Consider the following 19,578-nt stretch of genomic DNA (forward strand, 5'->3'; position numbering starts at 1 on the left):
TGATGGGATTTGTCGCCACCTTGAGTCCGCTCACCGCCCGAACGGGCGAGCCCCTGACCAAGCGCATGCTGTCGCTGATCCCGTCCGCGCCGCGCGGCTTCACCGCGCCGCTCGATCCGCGCGCGCCCATCCTCGGGCGGCTCGGCGGCCTCGAGGTGCGCCTGGCGCGCACCAAGGCCGAGATCCGCGCCGCGCAGGGACTGCGCTACAACGTCTTCTACGAGGAGATGAGCGCCAAGCCGTCGCCACTTCAGAAGGTGACCCGGCGCGACGCGGACGGCTTCGACCGGTTCTGCGACCATCTCCTCGTGTTCGATCGCGCCAAGGCGGGCGAGGGCACGGCGCAGATCGTCGGCACCTATCGCCTCCTGCGCCAGAGCGCGGCCGGTCGCTCGCCCGGCTTCTACACGGCGGGCGAGTTCGAGATCGACCGGCTCGTCGCACGCCATCCCGGGCTGCGCTTCCTGGAACTCGGCCGCTCCTGCGTGCTTCCCGACTATCGCGGCAAGCGAACGGTGGAGCTGCTCTGGCAGGGCATCTGGGCCTATGTCATCCAGCACCGCATCGACGTCCTGTTCGGCTGCGCCTCGCTTGCCGGCACGGATCTGACGAAGCTTTCCGATGCGCTCGCGCTCCTGCGCGACAGCGCGCCCGCGCCCACGGAATGGCGCGTCCGCGCGCTCGAAGGGCGCCGCGCGGCCCTGGCGGCCGATGCGGTCTGTGCCGACCCCAAGCGCGCGCTCGGTGCGCTACCGCCGCTCCTGAAGGGCTACCTGCGCATCGGCGGCTACGTCGGCGAGGATGCGGTGGTGGACCACCAGTTCGGCACGACCGACGTTCTCGTGGTGCTTCCGGTGTCGCGGATCAACCCGCGCTACGTCAGCCACTACGGCGCCGACGCCGGTCGCTTCGCCGCCTGAGGCGAGCCGGCGTTTCGCAGGTCGGGCGGGTGGCCGCGAGGCCTCCCGTCCGGTCGGGAGCCGTCACTGATCGACGCGCACCACGGAGCGCGTGCGCATGTCCACCAGGACCGGCCGCCCGTCGAAATAGAAGTAGCCGAAGTCCTTGTTGCCCTCGACCTGCGCAAGCGTCACCGCCTGCGGCACCGAGGCGCCGAGGCTGGGGGCGACGTTCATGCGCGCATCCGCCTGCGGATGGTCCACCGCGTACTGGTAGACATCGACGCGCTCCTGCTGCTCCTGCGCCACCGCGGAACCCGCAGCGCCCGCCAGAAGCAGCGCCAGGAGCACCGCACCCGAATTCCTGCCGATCATCGACATCCTGTTGATCACCGTCACCGCCTATTCCCGGATCCGCGGCCCCCGAGGGGCGCGGATCGAGCAAATCTCGTCGTTCGCCGTCCTGTCGCATTCGCCTTCGGCGAAATCATGGACGCTCGTTGCATACCAGTTTCGCATGCCGACGTTGAATGCCCGATGAACGCTGTGTGTTCCCCGGTGAATCCTGGGGACGATGACCGGCCCGGCGCTTCCGCGCGGACCCCCGCCCCGCTATCCATGCCCCATGCTGGAGATCCTGCGACCCGACCGCGAGCCGCGACAGGCCCCTGACGCCGGAGCCGGCGCGGCAGGCGACGCCGCCCCGACGCCGATGATGGCGCAGTTCCTGGAGATCAAGGAGCGTCACGCCGACTGCCTCCTGTTCTACCGGATGGGCGACTTCTACGAGCTCTTCTTCGACGACGCGGTGGAGGCCTCGGCGGCGCTCGGCATCACACTCACCCGGCGCGGCAAGCACCTGGGCGCCGACATCCCGATGGCCGGCGTCCCGGTCGTTTCCTCCGACGACTACCTCCAGAAGCTGATCGGGCTCGGCTACCGGGTGGCGGTCTGCGAGCAGGTCGAAGATCCGGCCGAGGCGAGGAAGCGCGGGGCGAAGTCGGTGGTGCGGCGCGACGTCGTGCGCCTCGTCACACCCGGCACGATCACCGAGGAAACGCTGCTCGAACCCGGCCGGCCGAACTACCTGATGTGCGTCTCGCGCGTCGGCGGAGCCGCGGGTTCCTACGCGATCGCCTGGACCGACCTGTCCACGGGACTGTTCCGCATCGCGCCGAGCGGAGCCGATCAGATCGCCGCCGACGTCCTTGCGATGGAGCCTTCCGAGGTGGTGATCGCCGACACCTTGGCCGGCGACGAGGCGCTCGGGCCCCTGATGTCGCGCCTCGGCCGCCGCCTGCGCTTCGAGCCGTCCGTGCTCTTCGACGGCGCGACCGCCGCGGAGCGCCTCTGCCGGTTCTTCGGCGTGTCGACGCTGGATGCTTTCGGTGCCTTCGGCCGGGCGGAGCTGTCGGCCGGCGCGGCGCTTCTCGCCTATCTCGCGCGCACGCAGCTGAAGGCGCATCCTCCGCTCTCGGCCCCGCGCCGCGTCGAGGCGGGGTCGTACCTGCGTATCGATCCGGCGACGCGCGCGAGCCTCGAGCTGACGCGCACGGTCTCGGGCAAGCGCCAGGGATCGCTTCTCGCCGCGATCGACCGATGCCTGACGGGCGCGGGCGCGCGGCTTCTGGGAGCCCGCCTCGCCCTGCCGCTGACCGACGCCGCAGCGATCCACGCGCGCCAGGACAGCGTCGCGCTTCTCGCGGGCGCGGGAACTTTGCGCAAGCGCCTGCGCGAGGGGCTGAAGGGCCTGCCGGACATCGACCGGGCCCTGTCGCGCCTTGGCCTCGACCGGGGCGGTCCGCGCGATCTCGGCGCCCTGGCGGAGGGCCTGCGCCGCGCCGACGCGATCGCGGCCGAACTGGCGGGTTCCGACCTCGATGCGGAGCTTGCGGAAGCGCTGCAGGCGCTCGCGGCGGCGCCCCGCGATCTCGCCGTGCGCCTGTCCGAGACGCTGGCCGACGATCTGCCTCTGCAGCGCCGCGACGGTGGTTTCGTGCGGGCGGGCGCGAGCACCGAACTCGACGAGACGCGCGGGCTTCGCGATCATTCGCGCCGGGTCGTCGCCGAGCTTCAGGCCCGCTACGCCGGCGAGACCGGCATCCGCTCCCTCAAGGTCAAGCACAACAACGTTCTCGGCTACTTCGTCGAGGTGCCGGAAGCGCAGGGACCCGCGCTGTTGGCGGGCGGCGCGTTCCATCACCGGCAGACGCTCGCGTCCGCGACGCGCTTCTCCACGCCGGAACTCGCCGACCTCGAGGCCCGCATCACGGAGGCGGGCGCCAGGGCGCTGGCGATCGAGCTCGGCCTCTTTGCGGAACTGCGCGAGGCGGTGCTGGCGGAGATCGACGCGATCCGGCGCTTGAGCGATGCGCTCGCCGCGATCGACGTTTCGGCCGGTCTTGCCGAACTCGCGGTCGCAAGCGACTGGGTGCGCCCGGTCGTCGACGGCTCGCTCGCCTTCTTCGTGGAATGCGGGCGCCATCCGGTGGTCGAGGCGGCGCTGAAGGCGGCGGGCGGCCAGAGCTTCGTCGCCAACGACTGCGACCTATCCCCGCCGAACGGCGTCTCGGGCAAGGCCGGGAGTGCGGGCGCGATCTGGCTCATCACCGGCCCGAACATGGGCGGCAAGTCGACGTTCCTCCGCCAGAACGCGCTGATCGCGGTGCTAGCGCAAATCGGCGCCTTCGTGCCGGCGTCGAGCGCGCGTATCGGCGTGGTGGACCGCCTCTTCAGCCGCGTCGGCGCCTCCGACGACCTCGCCGAAGGGCGCTCCACCTTCATGGTCGAGATGGTCGAGACCGCGGCGATCCTCAACCAGGCGACCGAGCGGACGCTGGTGGTGCTGGACGAGATCGGGCGCGGCACCTCGACCTATGACGGCCTGTCGATCGCGTTTGCCGCCGTCGAGCACCTGCACGAGGTGAACCGCGCCAGAGCGCTCTTCGCCACGCACTTCCACGAGATGACGGCGCTCGCCGGGCGGTTGAAGCGCCTGCGCAACGCCACGGTGCGGGTGAAGGAATGGGAAGGGGAGGTGATCTTCCTCCACGAGGTGACGGCGGGCGTCGCGGACCGCTCCTATGGCGTGCAGGTCGCGCGCCTCGCCGGACTGCCGCCGGCCGTGGTGGAGCGGGCGCGGCAGATCCTCGCCGAGCTGGAACGCGCCGCCCAGGGCGAGAAGCGCACCGCCTTCCTGGACGATCTGCCGCTCTTCTCGCAGGCGGCCAAAGCCCTGCCGCCCGCCACATCCCCCGCACTCGACGCGTTGAAGGCGATCGATCCCGACGCCCTATCGCCGCGCGAGGCGCTGGAGGCGCTCTACCGCCTCAAAGGGCTCGCGACGGCGAAGTCCTGACCCGTTGGCCGGGTGTTTGCATGGCCATGTTTTGAGGCACCCGCCTGGGGAACGGCCCCGGCGCTGACGACTTCCTTCGCTGAAGCGGGCCGCATCCGGCGCGGCCGCATGAAGGAGCCATCGCCCATGTCGAACTTTCCTCCCCAGCACCAGACCGAGGAGCCCGGCCGAGAGCACGAGATGACGCCGCGGCCCGACTACGAGCCGCGCTTCCCAGGTTCCGGGCGTTTGGCAGGCAAGGCCGCGATCATCACGGGCGGTGACTCCGGCATCGGCCGCGCCTCCGCCGTTCTCTTCGCACGCGAAGGGGCCGACGTCGCGATCGTCTATCTGGAAGAGGACAGGGACGCCGAGGAGACGAAGGCGGCGATCGAGAAGGAGGGCCGCCGGGCGCTGCTGATCCGGGGCGACGTGCGCTCCAAGGCCTTCTGCAAGCAAGCGGTCGACAAGGCCGCCGCCGAGTTCGGCCGGCTCGACATCCTCGTCAACAACGCCGCCCATCAGGCGGAGGCGGAGGATGTCAGGGACATCTCCGAGGAGCAGCTCGCCAAGACCTTCGAGACCAACATCTACGCCTACTTCTACATGACGCAGGCGGCGCTCGATCACCTGAAGCCGGGCTCGGCCATCGTCAACGTGACGTCGGTCAACTCCTACAAGGGCAACGACACCCTGATCGACTATTCCTCGACGAAGGGTGCGATCACCGCCTTCACGCGGTCGATGGCCTCCAACCTCGTGGAGAAGGGCATCCGCGTGAACGGCGTCGCGCCGGGCCCGATCTGGACGCCCTTCATCCCCATGTCGATGGACGCGGAGAAGGTCGCAAGCTTCGGAAGCCAGGTGCCGATGAAGCGGGCGGGCCAGCCCAACGAGGTGGCCTCGGCGCTACTGTTCCTGGCGTCCGAGGACGGCTCCTACTTCACCGGACAGGTGATGCACCCGAACGGGGGAACGATCGTCGGAGCCTGACCCAGCGCGCGCCGGGCAACCCCTGTCCGGCGCAACCTTTTGTCAGGCGCGCGCGCCCATGCTAGAGCGCCGCCGCCGGCCGGGTGGGTTTTGATGGACCCGTCCGCCGGCGGCGGCTCCGAGCCGGCATGAGGCAGTCCGATGAGCGTTTCCCAGAAATCCGGCATCCGTTTCGCCGCGCGTCACCCGACGGACGGCGAGGACCTGCGCCTCTCCGAGATCGTCGATCCGCACGCGCTGCGCGCCTCGCTCTGGGCTCTCGTTCCCTCCGAAAGGCCCGGCGCCTGCGCAACGCCGGAGGTGCGCGCTAAGGTCCTCGCGGTCCTCAAGGCGGCCAACGCGGCAGGGCGCAAGGCGGCCGAGGCGATGCTGTTTGAGGATGGCGGCGGGCTTCTGTGCGCGGCACGGATCTCGGCGCTCCAGGACGAACTGATCCGCGCGATCTACGATTTCGCCCTTCAGCACCGCTTCGCCGCACCCAACCTGTCGGCGGGCGAGCGCATGGCGATCCTCGCCGTCGGCGGCTACGGCCGAGGCACGCTGGCGCCCGGCTCCGACATCGATCTCCTGTTCCTCCTGCCCTACAAGCAGACCGCGCTCGGCGAGCAGGTCGCCGAGTACCTCCTCTATCTCCTGTGGGATCTCGGGCTGAAGGTCGGTCACGCCACGCGGTCCGTCGAGGAAAGCGTGCGCCTCTCGGAAACCGACTTCACCATCCGCACCGCGATCCTGGAGCGTCGCCTCGTCTGCGGCGACGCAGAACTCTTCACTGAGCTCGGCCGGCGCTTCGACGCCGAGGTGGTGGAAGGCACGGGTCGCGCCTTCATCGCCGCCAAGCTCGCCGAGCGCGATGCGCGCCACGCCAAGGGCGGCGATACCCGCTATCTCGTCGAGCCCAACGTCAAGGAGGGCAAGGGAGGTCTGCGTGACCTCCACACCCTGTTCTGGATCGCCAAGGACCATTACCGCGTCGACACACGCGACGCGCTCGTGGCGGCCGGTGTGTTCTCGCGCCGCGAGGGGCAGATCTTCGGCAAGGCCGAGGACTTCCTCTGGGCCGTGCGCTGCCACATGCATTTCCTCACCGGCAAGGCCGAGGAGCGCCTGTCGTTCGACATCCAGCCGGAGATCGCGGCGCGCCTCGGCTACACGTCCCATCCCGGCCTCACCGACGTCGAGCGCTTCATGAAGCACTATTTCCTGATCGCCAAGGACGTCGGCGACCTCACCGGCATTTTCTGCGCGGCCCTCGAGGAGGAGAAGGCCAAGGACGTGCCGGGCCTGCGCGGCTTCGTGCAGAGCCTTCGCCGGCGCTCGCGCGCTATTCCGGGAACGCTGTCCTTCCTCGTCGACAACGGTCGCATCACGGTGGCCGACCGGCAGGTCTTCGCGAAGGATCCGGTCAACCTCCTGCGCATCTTCAAGCTCGCCGCCGTCCACCGCCTGGAATACCACCCGGACGCCCTGAAGCTCATCCGTCGCTCGCTGCGCCTCATCGACAACGACCTGCGCAACAACCGGGAAGCCAACTCCCTTTTGATCGACGTCCTGACCGACCGCGAGGATCCCGCCTTCCATCTGCGCCGGATGAACGAGGCCGGGGTGCTCGGCCGCTTCGTGCCCGATTTCGGCAAGATCGTCGCGATGATGCAGTTCAACATGTACCACCACTACACGGTGGACGAGCATCTCCTGCGCTCGATCGCCGAGCTGACGAAGCTCGAGCGCGGCAATCTCGGCGGCGAACTGCCGGTCACGAGCGGGTTCATCTCGACCATCCGCGACCGCGTGCCGCTCTATGTCGCTCTCCTGATCCACGACATCGCCAAGGGCCGGCCGGAGGACCATTCGATCGCGGGCGCCGAGATCGCCGAAGAGCTGTGCCCGCGCCTCGGGCTCGACGCCGGCGAGACCGAGCTCGTCGCCTGGCTGGTGCGCGACCACCTCGTGATGTCGATGGTGGCGCAGCAGCGCGACCTCAACGACCGCAAGACGATCCGCGATTTCGCCGCGCGCGTGCAGACGCTGGACCGGCTGAAGCTCCTCACCATCCTCACCGTCTGCGACATCCGCGCCGTCGGGCCGGGCGTCTGGAACGGCTGGAAGGGCCAGCTCATCCGCACGCTTTACGCCGAGACCGAGCCGATGCTCACGGGCGGCTACTCGGAGTCCTCGCGCTCGCAGCGCACGGAAGCCGCCAAGGCCGAACTGCGCGCGCGTCTGTCCACCTGGGACGCCGCCGAGCGCGATGCGGCGGTGGACCAACACTACCAGAACTACTTCCTCTCCGTTCCCCTGGAAGAGCAGGCGCGACAGGCCGAGTTCGTGCGCGCGTCCGACGCGGCGGGGCGGAGCTTCGCCACCATGGCGCACACCGACCGCTTCCGGGGCGTGACGGAGATCACCGTCCTGGCCGCCGACCATCCGCGCCTCCTGTCGTTGATCGCGGGTGGCTGCGCCTCGGCGGGCGCCAACATCGCCGATGCGCAGATCTTCACCATGACGGACGGGCGGGCGCTCGACATCGTGACGCTGAACCGCGAGTTCGCCGAAGACGCCGACGAGTTGCGCCGGGCCGAGCGGATCGCGCGCACCATCGAGAGCCTGCTCAACGGGCGCGAAGCCATGCCGGCCCTCATCGCGCGCCGCCGTGCCCCGCGCACCAGCCCCTCCTTCGCCTTTCCGCCGCGGATCGACATCCACAACGAATTGTCCAACCGGCTCACCGTCCTCGAGGTCGAGGGGCTCGACCGCCCGGGTCTCCTTGCCGACCTCACCGGGGCGATCTCGGACCTTTCGCTCGACATCCGCTCGGCCCACATCTCCACCTACGGCGAGAAGGTGGTGGACGTCTTCTACGTCACCGACCTCCTCGGCATGAAGGTGACGGGCGAGGGGCGCGGCGAGCGCATCCGCCGCCGGCTTCTCGCCGTCTTCGAGGACCCGGACGGCGAACTGTCCTCGCCCTCCGTCAAACCCACCCCGGTCGCCTTCGGATTCGTCAGTTGAGCCTTCTCAAGAAGTTCGCCACCGTCGGCGGCGCGACGCTGGTCAGCCGCGTCTTCGGTTTCACCCGCGAGATGATGATGGCCTCCGCGCTCGGCATCGGGCCGGTGGCGGACGCCTTCAACCTCGCCTTCCGCTTCCCCAACCTGTTCCGCCGGCTCTTCGCGGAAGGGGCGTTCAACGCCGCGTTCATCCCGCTCTTCGCGCGCTCGCTGGAGGAAGAGGGCGAGGCGGGGGCCCGGCGGTTCGCGTCCGAGATCTTCGCGACCCTCTTCGTGGTCCTGACCGGCCTCACCGTCGTCGCCATGCTCTTCATGCCGGCGCTGGTGAAGACCATCATCGCGCCGGGCCTTGCCGCCTGCATCGACGACCCGGAAACGCTGAGGCAGCAGCTGTCCTGCGAGGACCGCTTCGCGATCACCGTCGCCTTCTCGCGGATCATGTTCCCCTATCTCGCCTGCATGTCGCTCCTGGCGATGGTGTCGGGCATCCTCAACGCCTTCCGCCGCTTCTTCGCGGCGGCCGCCGCCCCGACGCTTCTCAACTTCATCCTGATCGGCGTCCTCGCCTGGGCATGGTGGCGGGGGGCGGACCAGCGAACGATCGGCTTCCTGATGAGCTGGGGCGTGCTGGCCGCCGGCATCGGCCAGCTCGCGATGGTGACGATCGCCATGCGCTTGGCCGGCTTCTCGGTCTCGCTCGGGCGTCCGCGCTGGACGCCGGGGCTGAAGCGCCTGCTGGTGCTCGCCGGCCCCGCGGCGCTGATCGGCGGCATCACGCAGATCAACCTCTTCGTCGGGCAGGCGATCGCCTCCTACCAGCCGGGCGCTGTATCCATCCTCACCTATGCCGACCGGCCCTACCAGCTGCCGCTCGGCATGGTGGGCGTGGCGATCGGCGTCGTGCTCCTGCCCGAGCTCGCGCGTGCCCTGAAGGCTGGGCGGCTGGAGGAAGCGCAGCACACGCAGAACCGCTCGCTCGAGTTCGCCCTGTTCCTCACCGTGCCCGCCGCCGTCGCGCTCTTCGTGATGCCGGAGCCCATCATCCGCCTCATCTACGAACGCGGCGCCTTCGGGCCGGAGACCACGGAAAAGGTCGCGGCCGTCCTCGGCCTCTATGCGCTGGGGCTGCCCGCCTTCGTGCTGATCAAGGTGTTCTCGCCCGGCTATTTCGCGCGCGAGAACACCAAGACCCCGATGATCATCACCGGCATCTCGGCGCTGGCCAACACGGCGCTCTCGGTGCTGCTCTTCTGGTCCTTCGCCGAACGCGGCATCGCGATGGCGACGACGCTGGCCGGATGGATCAACGCCCTTCTCCTGTTCGAAGGGCTGCGGCGGCAGGGACTCTGGCACCTCGACGGCAAGCTCGTGCGCCGCGTCCTCCTCGTCCTCGTGTCGGCGGGTCTGATGGGCGGGGCGCTGCTTGTCATGCTGCAAGCGCTGGAGCGCTGGATGGGCGCCGACCCCAACGTTATCCACCAGTCGCTCGCCGTTCTCCTGCTCGCCGGCGTCGCGATGCTGATCTATTTCGCGCTGGCCTTCGCCACGGGGGCGGCGGACCGGTCGCTCGTCATGAAGCTCGTGCGGCGGAAGCGGGCGGCCGGGTGAGGCCGCCCGGTTCCCGTCTTCAGTCGCGCAGTTCGGCCGGTACCGTGCCGCCGTTGGCCGCCAGCTTGGTCATCACCTGCCGGTGGAGCCAGGTGTTCATCGCGGCCGAGTCGTTATGGTCCCCGCTGTAGCCGAGTTCCTTCGCCAGCTCCTGGCGAGCCGAGAGGCTGGAATCGAGATCGAGGAGCTTCAGGAGATCGACGATCGAGTGGCGCCAGTTCAGCGTCTGGCCGGCACCTTTCGCCTTGCCGTCGAGGATCGCGGCGACGTCCACCGAACCGGTCGGCGCGGAAGCGGGAATGCTCGATGCACCGGGTACGCTGCCGACTGGGCTCGACGTTCCCGCCGTTGCCGGGGATGCGACCTCCGAGGTTCCGGGCGCTCCGCTGGCGGGCGCCGTGATCTGCGGGCTCGGTGTCGGGGCGTTGCCGGCCGGCGCCGCGGTTCCGCCGATGTTCGTGGAGGCCGGCGTCGAGGCCGGTCCCGTGCCGGCCTGCGGCGCGGCTTCCGCGGCGGGGGTCTCGGCGTGGGCCGAGCCGAAGATCTTGGACTTGATCCGGTCGAAGAAGCTCATGAGCGGTCTCCTCTCTCCTGTGCCACCGCAAGGGGGCGCGGCGGGTGTGGATCGAAGACGCAAGGCTCGCGCTGTTTGTTCCCCATCCCGCCGGCCCGACTTGCGGCCCGTCCCCCGCTTCGCCATAAGCGCGCGACCGGCGCCCCTCGCCGGCATGCCCTTCGGAGCTGTCCCATGGCCGCGTTCCAGCCGCTCGTGTTCTCCGGCGTCCAGCCGACCGGAAACCTTCATCTCGGCAACTATCTCGGCGCCATCCGCCGCTGGGTGGCCCTGCAGGACGAGCACCCCTGCCTGTTCTGCGTGGTGGATCTGCATGCCATCACCGTGTGGCAGGAACCGGTCGAGCTCGAGCGCTCCATCCGCGAGGTCGCAGCCGCCTTCATCGCCAGCGGCATCGACGCGGGGAAGCACATCCTCTTCAACCAGAGCCGGGTCCCCGAGCATGCCGAGCTCGCCTGGATCTTCAACTGCGTCGCGCGCCTCGGCTGGATGGAGCGCATGACCCAGTTCAAGGAAAAGGCCGGCAAGGACCGCGAGCGCGCCTCGCTCGGCCTCTTCGCCTATCCCAGCCTCATGGCCGCCGACATCCTCGCCTATCGCGCGACGCTGGTGCCCGTGGGCGAGGACCAGAAGCAGCATCTCGAACTCACGCGCGACATCGCCGCCAAGTTCAACCACGACTTCCAGGACCGCATCGCCGAGAAGGGGCTCGGCCATCCCATTGCGATGGGCGACGAGACCGTGCAGGGCTTCTTCCCACTCACCGACCCCTTGATCGAGGGGCCGGCGACGCGCGTCATGAGCCTCAAGGACGGCTCGAAGAAGATGTCGAAGTCGGACCCGTCCGACCTCAGCCGGATCAACCTCACCGACGACGCCGAAACGATCGCCCGAAAGATCCGCAAGGCCAAGACCGACCCCGACGCGCTGCCGTCCGAGACCGCGGGCCTTCCCGGGCGGCCCGAGGCCGACAATCTCGTCGGCATCTTCGCCGCGCTCGACAATCGCACCAAGGCCGACGTCCTGTCCGAATACGGCGGCAGGCCCTTCTCCGAGTTCAAGCCGGCGCTCGCGGACCTCGCCGTCGAGAAGCTCGCCCCCATCGCCGCCGAGATGCGCCGCATCCTCGACGATCCCGCCGAGATCGACCGCACCCTCAAGGACGGCGCCGAACGCGCCCGCGCGATCGCCAGCCGCACGCTCGCCGACGTCAAGTCCATCGTCGGGCTGCTGAACGGCTGAGGGCAGGGGCGGGGCGGCAGCCCCACCTGCCATCCCGCCCGCTTGCCGCTCCGGCGGCGGGCTGGCATGGTCCGGCCATGGTATCGAAGCGACTCGGGCGGGGCGAAGGCGGCCGCCGCAAATTTCTGGCCGTCATCGACGAAACGCCCGAATGCGGCCGTGCGGCCGCCTACGCGGCTCGGCGTGCCAAGGCGTCGGGCGGCGCGGTGGTGTTCCTCTACGTGATCGACGGGGCCGATTTCCAGCAGTGGCTGGGGGTGGGCGACATCATGCGCGCGGAGGCCATGGAGGAGGCCGAGACGCGCATGGCGCGGGTCACGGACGAGATCCGCGAGACCGTCGGCCTCGAGCCCGAGACGCTGGTGCGCGAGGGCAAGACGGTGGCGGAGATCCGCACCCTCATCGAGGCCGACCGCGAGATCGCCATCCTGGTCCTGGCGGCGAGCGATGCGGCGGAGGGGCCGGGGCCGCTGGTCTCGGCCGTCGCGGGCTCGGGCTCGGCCTTCCCGATCCCCGTCACGATCGTGCCGGCGACCCTCAGCGACGAGGACATCGAAAGCCTCTGCTGAGGCCTGCGGTTCGCTCCGCAAGGCTCCTCACGAAGAGCGGATCGGCCTCGCGCGGCATGAACGCCGCGGCGTGCCTGCGACGTCAGGGAGCGGGCTCGGCGCGGCGTCCGGCGTCCGCCAGCAGCGCCACCACGAGGTCGGTCTGCGACACGATGCCGACGAGCCGCCCGTCCGGCCCGCAGACGGGCAGATGATGGATGCCGAGTGCCGACATTTCCGGCACGACGTCGGCGATCGGATCCTCCGGCCGTATGGTCTTCACCGGCGACGTCATGATGTCGGCGACGCGCGCGCCGGGCGCCCGGCCGCCCCGCATCGCAAACCGCACCCGCTCGCGCGTGCCGAGGCGCGGGCCGTGTCCGTCCCATGCCGCTTTGTCGAGGAGGTCGGTCTGGGTCAGGATGCCGACGACGCGCGCGCCGTCGTCGGTCACCGGCAGCGCCTTGATGTGGTGGCGGCGCAAGGTCTCGAACGCCTCGCGGAACGAGGCGTCGGACGAGATGGCGACGACGTCGCGCGACATGATCTCGGATGTGCGCGTCGCTCGTGCCCGGCGCGCGAACGAATGCAGTTCCGCGCGGTGCAGGAGCGCTTCGAGGTCGGCACGAGAGATGTCGAGAAGCTGGTCGGATTCGGCGAGCGCGGCGTCGAGGTCGTCCGGCGAGAAGCCGACGCGCTCGGCCGCCGGCGGGTCCTGCGTCGCGTGGGGATGGGCCGGCCGGGGAGGCCGGTGCGGATAGGGGCGGCCCGTCAGGTTGTTGAAGAGGAGCGCCGCCAGAAGCAGGAGGGCCGAGTTCGCCCCGACCGGCCAGAGCGCGAAGCCGTAGCCAAGATCCCAGACCGCCGGGCCGCCGAGGACCGCGGTGAGCGCCACCGCGCCGCTCGGCGGATGCAGGCAACGCAGAAGAAGCATCACGAGGATGGCAGTCGCGCCTGCGACCGCCGCCCCGAGAAGCGGATCGGGCACCAGCCGCTGCACCGTGACGCCGACGAGCGCGGCGACCACGTTGCCGCCGAGGATCGACCAGGGCTGGGCAAGTGGGCTGGCGGGCACGGCGAAGAGGAGCACGGTGGACGCGCCCATCGGTGCGACGAGGATCGGCAGGGCGGAGCCCGGTCCGACCGCCGCGCGGCAGACGAACGCGGTGACGAGAAGCCCGATCAGGGCCCCCACTGTCACGCGCAGCCGCTCCCGCCAGCTGACGGCCGGCAGATCGGGCAGGAGGCGGCGAAGAAACGAGGGCATCGGGCGACGCGTCCTTGCGAGGCGATGGGCGAGCCGTCCCATCGCGCGAAGGAAGGCCGGGCGCAAGCCGCGGGTTGGCGCGAACGCTGCGTCGCCGGGCGTCTTGCTTGCGATGCAGGCTCGCTGCGCTTATCTCATGCAGACGATTTTCCCCCGCTCCCGCGAGGCCCGCCGATGTTCATCCAGACCGAATCCACCCCCAATCCGCAGACGCTGAAGTTCCTGCCCGGCCGGGTCGTCCTCGAAAACGGCACGGCGGAATTCCTCGATGCGGCGGATGCGGCCGCGCGCTCCAAGCTCGCCGCCAAGCTGATGGGCATCGAGGGCGTGCGCAGCGTCTTCTTCGGCTACGACTTCGTCACCGTCACCAAGGACGACACGGGCTGGCAGCACCTGAAGCCGGCGATCCTCGCCGGCCTGATGGAGCATTTCCTGTCGGGCGAGCCGGTCATGGCGGCCGGCGCCGCCGGCGGGGGCCAGGCCGACGATTCTGGCGAGGAGTTCTTCGAGCCGGGCGACGAGACCGTCGTCTCGACGATCAAGGAGCTCCTGGAAACGCGAGTGCGCCCCGCGGTGGCCCAGGATGGCGGCGACATCACCTTCCGGGGTTTCCGCGACGGCGTCGTCTTCCTCAACATGCGCGGCTCCTGCGCCGGCTGCCCGTCCTCCACCGCGACCCTGAAGCACGGCATCGAAAACCTCCTGCGCCACTTCGTGCCGGAGGTCGAGGCCGTGGAAGCGATGGAAGCGGCCTGACCGGGGCAGCGTTCGCGATGGGCGGCGGGCTTCTTCTGGCGATGGACACGGCGGGCGAGCGCTGCTCGGCGGCCGTTCTTCGCCTGGACGACGGGGCGTTCCTGTCGGTCGTCGATCCGGTGATCGGGCGCGGCCATGCCGAGGTGCTGATGGGCACGGTGGCCGAGGCGATGCGGGCGGCCGGTGCCGCCTGGAGCGATGTGGGCAAGCTCGGCGTGGGCATCGGGCCGGGCTCGTTCACCGGCATTCGCGTGGCGGTGGCCGCCGCGCGCGGCTTCGAGCTTTCCCTGGACGTCCCGAGCGTCGGCGTGACCACGCTGGAGGCGCAGGCCGAGCCGTTTTGGTCGGAAGGGCCCGTGCTCGCCGTCCACGATGCCAAGCGTGGCGAGGTCTATGCCGCCCTCTTCGGCATCGGTGGCGCGGTGCTGGTCGAGCCGCAGGCGATGGCGCCCGACGCGCTGCCCGCCCTGGCAGCACGAGCGCCCGGCGCGCTCCGGCTCGTGGGTTCCGGTTCGGCGATCGTTGCCGACGCGATGGGGTTCGATGCGGGGCGTATCGCGGGCAGCGAGGGCTGTGCGCCAATTCGCGCGCTCGCTCGCATCGCCGCCGGTCGCGCCGTCTCGGCGCCGCCGCTTCCGCTCTACCTGAGAGGGGCGGACGCCAAGGCACAGGTGCCGTCCGGCTTGCGCGGCGCACGCGGGATAGGCACCGTTAATCCTTGAGGCCGATAGTCGTCGCAGGCCGGTCGTTCCGGTTCGGGGCGCGATCCTTGGGAGGAGGAGCAGGGCATGTACTGGTATCTGCCATGGGCTTGGACCCTGTCCTTCTGGGAAGGCATCGTCGCGCCGGCCGATCATGTGGCCGAGCCGCTCGTGCCCGACGACGTCGAATGGGCGGCCGCGCTTCATAGCCAGGCCTTCTCGCAGCCCTGGTCGGGCGACGAGTTCGCCGCGCTCCTGTCTCAAGCCGGAACCTTCGGCTATGTCGTGCGCCGCACCGGACAGGTCCGCCCGGTCGGCGTCGTTCTGGCACGCCTTGCGGCCGACGAGGCCGAGATCCTCACCATCGTCGTGGACAAGAGCGCGCGGGGCAAGGGGTTCGGCCGTCTCCTGATGGACCACGTGCTCCAGCATCTTCATGCCGAGCGCGCCGCCTCGCTGTTTCTCGAGGTGGAGGAGACCAATACGCCTGCGCTCAAGCTCTACCGCCACTTGCGCTTCGAGGAGGTCGGCCGGCGGCCGGCCTACTACGTCGGACCCGACGGCCAGCGCCAGAACGCGCTGATCCTGAAGCGGACCCTTGGCCCTTACTGAGAGCGCGGGTTCCGGCGAGGCGCAGTCGCTCGCGAGCGGCCGCGATCCGGTGGCGCGCCTGCGCCTTGCCGGCATCGCGCTGGTGCTGGCGCTGATGACGCTTGCGCTCGCGCCCCTGCAGCTTGCCGCGATCCGCTTCGGCTGGAGGCTCGCCGGACGACTGCCGTTCCTGTGGCAGCGCGTCGCCGTGCGCGTTGCCGGGCTGCGGGTGACCCTGCGCGGGGCGCCGGCGGCGGGGCGGCCGTTGCTTCTCGTCTCCAATCACCAGTCCTGGGCCGACATCATGGCGCTCGGCTCCGTGATGCCGCTGTCGTTCATCGCCAAGTCGGATGTCGAGGGCTGGCCGGTCTTCGGTCTCCTGGCGAGGCTTCAGCGCACCGTCTTCGTGGAGCGGAACGCGCGCGGGCGTACGGGCAAGCAGACGGATTCCATCGCCGACCGCTTGAGCGCGGGCGACGCGATGGTGCTCTTTGCGGAAGGAACGACGTCGGACGGGAACGGCGTCCTGCCGTTCAAGACGGCGCTGTTCGGCGCGGCGCAGGCCGCCCTTCGCGCCTCCGGGGCCGAGGCGGTCTTCGTCCAGCCGGTGTCGATCGCCTATGTCGGCGCCAACGGGATCGCGCTCGGCCGCTTCGGGCGCCCGCTCGCCGCCTGGCCGGGCGACGTCGCGCTGATGCCCCATCTCGCCGCCTTCCTGCGCGAAGGCGCGGTGGATGTGGACATCTCGTTCGGCGAGCCGATCCGCGTGACCCCCGGCAGCGACCGCAAGGCGGTGGCGCGCGCCTGCGAGGCGGAGGTGCGCCGAATGCTGCGCTCGAGCCTCGGCTTTCCGGATGCGGCCTGAGGCTGTGTGTGCGCCCGTGACGCGAAAACGTCGCTTGCGTCGGCGGGGCTGGCGGCCGATATAGGAAGACAAGGCCGGACCGGCGGGCGTTGCGTGGCGGTGCGGCGAAGTCGAGGACTTGGCGCATGGGTTCCCTTCGGCCGTTCGGCAGGACGGGCGGGACCCGCAAAGGACGCATGGACACACCGGACGAGAACGCGCGGGGCGAACGCAAGGTCTTCATCAAGACCTATGGCTGCCAGATGAACGTCTACGATTCGCAGCGCATGGGCGACGCGCTGGAGCGCGATGGCTACGCGCAGACGGACGTGATCGAGGACGCCGATCTCGTGCTCCTCAACACCTGCCATATCCGCGAGAAAGCCGCCGAGAAGATCTATTCCGAGCTTGGGCGTATCCGCGTGCTCAAAAACGAGCGTGCGGCGCAAGGTCGGAGCTTGAGCGTCGGCGTCACCGGCTGCGTGGCGCAGGCCGAAGGCGCCGAGATCATCGAGCGCGCGCCGGTCGTCGATCTCGTGATCGGGCCGCAGACCTATCATCGTCTTCCCCAGGCGCTCGCGCGCGTCGCCAAGGGCGAGCGCGTGGTCGAGACCGACTACGCCGTCGAGGACAAGTTCGACCACCTGCCGAAGTCGGGCAGGGCCGCGATCGCCCGGCGCGGCGTCACCGCCTTCCTCACCGTGCAGGAGGGCTGCGACAAGTTCTGCACCTTCTGCGTCGTGCCCTATACGCGGGGCTCTGAAGTCTCGCGCCCCTTTGCCGCCGTCATGGACGAGGCGCGACGCCTGGCGGAAGCCGGCGTGCGCGAGGTGACGCTGCTCGGGCAGAACGTCAACGCCTGGGCGGGGACGGACGATGCCGGCCGCCCGATCGGCCTCGCCGGGCTGCTTCGCCGACTGGCCGACGTGCCGGGCCTGGCGCGCCTGCGCTACACGACCTCGCACCCCCGCGACATGGACGACGCGCTCATCGCCGCCCATCACGATCTCCGGGCCCTGATGCCCTATCTCCACCTGCCGGTGCAGTCGGGCTCGGACCCGATCCTGAAGGCCATGAACCGGCGCCACAAGGCGTCGGATTATCTTCTCCTGCTCGACCGCATCCGGGCGGCTCGTCCCGACATCGCGCTGTCGGGCGACTTCATCGTCGGCTTCCCCGGCGAGACCGATGCCGACTTCGAGGCGACGCTGGATCTCGTGCGCACCGTCGGCTACGCGGCGGCCTATACGTTCAAGTATTCGCCCCGGCCCGGCACGCCGGGCGCCACGATGGGCGGCCATGTGCCGGAGGACGTGAAGACCGAGCGTCTCGAGCGACTTCAGGCGCTGATCCGCGAGCAGCAGGTGGCCTTCCAGGACTCCTTCGTCGGGCGCGACACCGAGGTCCTGATCGAGAAGCCGGGGCGCCATCCCGGCCAGATGATCGGCCGCTCGCCGTTCCTTCTGCCGGTTGTCGTGCCGTCGTCCGCCGGTGCGGTGGGCGACATCGTCACGGTGCGCGTCGCCGATACCCGTCCAAACTCCCTGATGGCCGCCGGCGCCGAGCCGGCCTACGGCGTTCCGGCCAAAGCCGAGCCCCAGTTGAGGAAGATCGCATGAAGGCAGCGCGCGGCATGCTTCCGAACTCCGGCGCCTCGGACATGGCCCACCTCGTGCTGACCTTCGACGACAACCGGCTGGCGAGCGCCCTGTTCGGTCAGTTCGACGAGCATCTGGCGATGATCGAGCAGAAACTGTCGGTGGATGCGCGCGCGCGCGGCAACAAGGTCGAGCTTCGCGGCGACCCAACGGCCGCCGAGCAGGCGCGCCGCACGCTCGACATCCTCTATGCCCGCCTCCAGTCCGGCCACGAGCTGCAGGGCTCGGACGTCCAGGGCGCGATCCGCATGGCGGTGGCGCAGGACGACCAGCTCGTGCTGCCGACCATGGAGAAGAAGGGCCGGCTCGCGCTCGCCCAGATCTCCACCCGCAAGAAGACCATCTATGCCCGCACGCCGACGCAGGACGCCTATATGCGCGCCATGGAGCGGGCCGAGCTCGTCTTCGGCATCGGCCCGGCCGGCACGGGCAAGACCTACCTGGCGGTGGCCCATGCCGCGCAGCTTCTCGAGCGCGGTCAGGTCGAACGCATCATCCTGTCGCGTCCGGCCGTCGAGGCGGGCGAGCGTCTCGGCTTCCTGCCGGGCGACATGAAGGACAAGGTCGATCCCTACCTGCGCCCGCTCTACGACGCGCTCTACGACATGATGCCGGCCGAGAAGGTGGAGCGCGCGCTGACCGCCGGCGCCATCGAGATCGCGCCGCTCGCCTTCATGCGCGGGCGCACGCTCGCCAACGCCGCCGTCATCCTCGACGAGGCGCAGAACACGACCACCATGCAGATGAAGATGTTCCTGACGCGCCTCGGCGAGAACGCGCGCATGGTCGTGACGGGCGATCCCTCGCAGATCGATCTGCCGGCTGGCGTGAAGTCCGGGCTTGTCGAGGCCTTGCGCGTCCTGGAAGGTGTCTCCAGCATCGTCTCCGTGCGCTTCGAAGCCAAGGACGTCGTGCGTCACCGCCTGGTGCAGGCGATCGTGGAAGCCTACGAGGCGGATGCGAGCGACGCGCGCGCCAAGGCCGCGACATGAGCGACGGGCGATCTCCCGGCGCGGCCCGTACTGGGCCGCGGATCCTCCTTTCGGTGGAGGACGATGCCTGGGGCTCGCTCCTGTCGCGCCCCGTCGACGACCTCGTGCGCGAGGCGATCTTCGCGGCCGCGAACGCGGCGGGCCTTTCCCCGGACGTCGAGACCGAGGTCTCCGTCACCCTGTCGGACGACGAGGACGTGCGCGCCCTCAACGCCGAATGGCGGGGCAAGGACAAGCCGACCAACATCCTGTCCTTTCCCATGGCGGCGCTCCAGCCGGGCGATCCGCCGGGTCCGATGCTCGGCGACCTCATTCTCGCCCGCCAGACGCTGGCGCGCGAGGCGGAGGGAGAAGGCAAATCGGCTGACGACCATTTCCGTCATCTCCTCGTGCACGGCGTCCTGCATCTTCTCGGCCACGACCACGAGTCCGACGAGGACGCGGACGCGATGGAAGCGCTCGAGATCGCGATCCTGGCCGGGCTCGGCATTGCCGATCCCTATGCCGATGCACCCGGCGCGCCGGACGACAGATCCTAGAAGGGACCTTTGGTGAACCAC

17 protein-coding genes are annotated in these 19,578 nt (G+C 69.9%); 14 read left to right on the forward strand and 3 right to left on the reverse strand.

Annotated elements, in window-relative coordinates; all coding sequences use genetic code 11:
• Nucleotides 1-2: 2 nt before the first annotated feature.
• A complete protein-coding gene (locus AUL34_RS15340; RefSeq protein ID WP_061935420.1) occupies nt 3-920 on the forward strand; it encodes a GNAT family N-acyltransferase in 918 nt (305 codons plus the stop codon).
• A gap of 63 nt (nt 921-983) precedes the next feature.
• Here the strand turns inward: AUL34_RS15340 and AUL34_RS15345 are convergent, their stop codons facing one another.
• Nucleotides 984-1,274, reverse strand: coding sequence for a DUF1236 domain-containing protein (locus AUL34_RS15345; RefSeq protein WP_192845769.1), 291 nt, complete (start codon nt 1,272-1,274; stop codon nt 984-986).
• Nucleotides 1,275-1,524: 250 nt separating this feature from the next.
• On the opposite strand from AUL34_RS15345, the gene mutS reads away from it, so the two are divergent.
• The 4 genes from mutS to murJ all read left to right on the forward strand — a co-directional run bounded on the left by mutS (nt 1,525) and on the right by murJ (nt 9,845).
• On the forward strand, nt 1,525-4,257 hold the full coding sequence (mutS, locus tag AUL34_RS15350) for a DNA mismatch repair protein MutS (RefSeq protein WP_061935331.1): 2,733 nt from the start codon (nt 1,525-1,527) through the stop codon (nt 4,255-4,257).
• Nucleotides 4,258-4,365: 108 nt separating this feature from the next.
• Nucleotides 4,366-5,229, forward strand: coding sequence for an SDR family oxidoreductase (locus AUL34_RS15355; protein ID WP_061935334.1), 864 nt, complete (start codon nt 4,366-4,368; stop codon nt 5,227-5,229).
• A 141-nt stretch (nt 5,230-5,370) separates the two neighbouring features.
• Nucleotides 5,371-8,238, forward strand: coding sequence for a [protein-PII] uridylyltransferase (locus AUL34_RS15360; RefSeq protein ID WP_061935337.1), 2,868 nt, complete (start codon nt 5,371-5,373; stop codon nt 8,236-8,238).
• Complete coding sequence (gene murJ, locus AUL34_RS15365) at nt 8,235-9,845, forward strand: murein biosynthesis integral membrane protein MurJ (protein ID WP_061935339.1); 1,611 nt, start codon at nt 8,235-8,237, stop codon at nt 9,843-9,845. Before AUL34_RS15360 ends, murJ begins: the two co-directional genes overlap by 4 nt.
• Nucleotides 9,846-9,864: 19 nt before the next feature.
• On the opposite strand, the gene AUL34_RS15370 is transcribed toward murJ, so the two are convergent.
• Nucleotides 9,865-10,419, reverse strand: coding sequence for a DUF3597 domain-containing protein (locus AUL34_RS15370; protein ID WP_061935342.1), 555 nt, complete (start codon nt 10,417-10,419; stop codon nt 9,865-9,867).
• Nucleotides 10,420-10,593: 174 nt separating this feature from the next.
• Between AUL34_RS15370 and trpS the strand changes: the two genes are divergently transcribed.
• Complete coding sequence (gene trpS, locus AUL34_RS15375) at nt 10,594-11,661, forward strand: tryptophan--tRNA ligase (protein WP_061935345.1); 1,068 nt, start codon at nt 10,594-10,596, stop codon at nt 11,659-11,661.
• Between the two features lie 77 nt (nt 11,662-11,738).
• Nucleotides 11,739-12,230, forward strand: coding sequence for a universal stress protein (locus tag AUL34_RS15380; protein WP_061935348.1), 492 nt, complete (start codon nt 11,739-11,741; stop codon nt 12,228-12,230).
• Nucleotides 12,231-12,312: 82 nt separating this feature from the next.
• Here AUL34_RS15380 and AUL34_RS15385 read toward each other — a convergent pair whose 3' ends face one another.
• Nucleotides 12,313-13,476: an HPP family protein gene (locus tag AUL34_RS15385; protein WP_061935351.1), complete on the reverse strand. Its 1,164-nt coding sequence runs from the start codon at nt 13,474-13,476 to the stop codon at nt 12,313-12,315.
• Nucleotides 13,477-13,650: 174 nt separating this feature from the next.
• On the opposite strand from AUL34_RS15385, the gene AUL34_RS15390 reads away from it, so the two are divergent.
• From AUL34_RS15390 to ybeY, 7 genes are all read left to right on the forward strand, one after another.
• A complete protein-coding gene (locus AUL34_RS15390) occupies nt 13,651-14,232 on the forward strand; it encodes a NifU family protein (protein WP_061935355.1) in 582 nt (193 codons plus the stop codon).
• 17 nt (nt 14,233-14,249) lie between these two features.
• Nucleotides 14,250-14,954, forward strand: a complete 705-nt coding sequence (tsaB, locus tag AUL34_RS15395; RefSeq protein WP_061935358.1) for a tRNA (adenosine(37)-N6)-threonylcarbamoyltransferase complex dimerization subunit type 1 TsaB — start codon at nt 14,250-14,252, stop codon at nt 14,952-14,954.
• Nucleotides 14,955-15,020: 66 nt separating this feature from the next.
• Entirely contained in the window at nt 15,021-15,545 is a 525-nt protein-coding gene (locus tag AUL34_RS15400) for a GNAT family N-acetyltransferase (protein WP_082653413.1), read from the forward strand.
• 94 nt (nt 15,546-15,639) lie between these two features.
• Complete coding sequence (locus AUL34_RS15405; protein ID WP_061935426.1) at nt 15,640-16,389, forward strand: 1-acyl-sn-glycerol-3-phosphate acyltransferase; 750 nt, start codon at nt 15,640-15,642, stop codon at nt 16,387-16,389.
• A gap of 176 nt (nt 16,390-16,565) precedes the next feature.
• Nucleotides 16,566-17,987 carry a tRNA (N6-isopentenyl adenosine(37)-C2)-methylthiotransferase MiaB gene (miaB, locus tag AUL34_RS15410; protein WP_061935428.1) on the forward strand — a complete coding sequence of 474 codons (1,422 nt, stop codon included), beginning with the start codon at nt 16,566-16,568 and terminating at the stop codon, nt 17,985-17,987.
• Nucleotides 17,984-19,018 (forward strand): PhoH family protein, encoded by a 1,035-nt coding sequence (locus AUL34_RS15415; RefSeq protein ID WP_061935361.1) that lies wholly within the window; start codon nt 17,984-17,986, stop codon nt 19,016-19,018. The genes miaB and AUL34_RS15415 overlap by 4 nt, the downstream gene beginning before the upstream one ends.
• Nucleotides 19,015-19,557: an rRNA maturation RNase YbeY gene (gene ybeY, locus AUL34_RS15420; protein WP_082653414.1), complete on the forward strand. Its 543-nt coding sequence runs from the start codon at nt 19,015-19,017 to the stop codon at nt 19,555-19,557. The genes AUL34_RS15415 and ybeY overlap by 4 nt, the downstream gene beginning before the upstream one ends.
• Nucleotides 19,558-19,578 lie beyond the last annotated feature (21 nt).

It is taken from the genome of Aureimonas sp. AU22 (assembly GCF_001463745.1).
Taxonomy (GTDB): Bacteria; Pseudomonadota; Alphaproteobacteria; order Rhizobiales; family Rhizobiaceae; genus Aureimonas.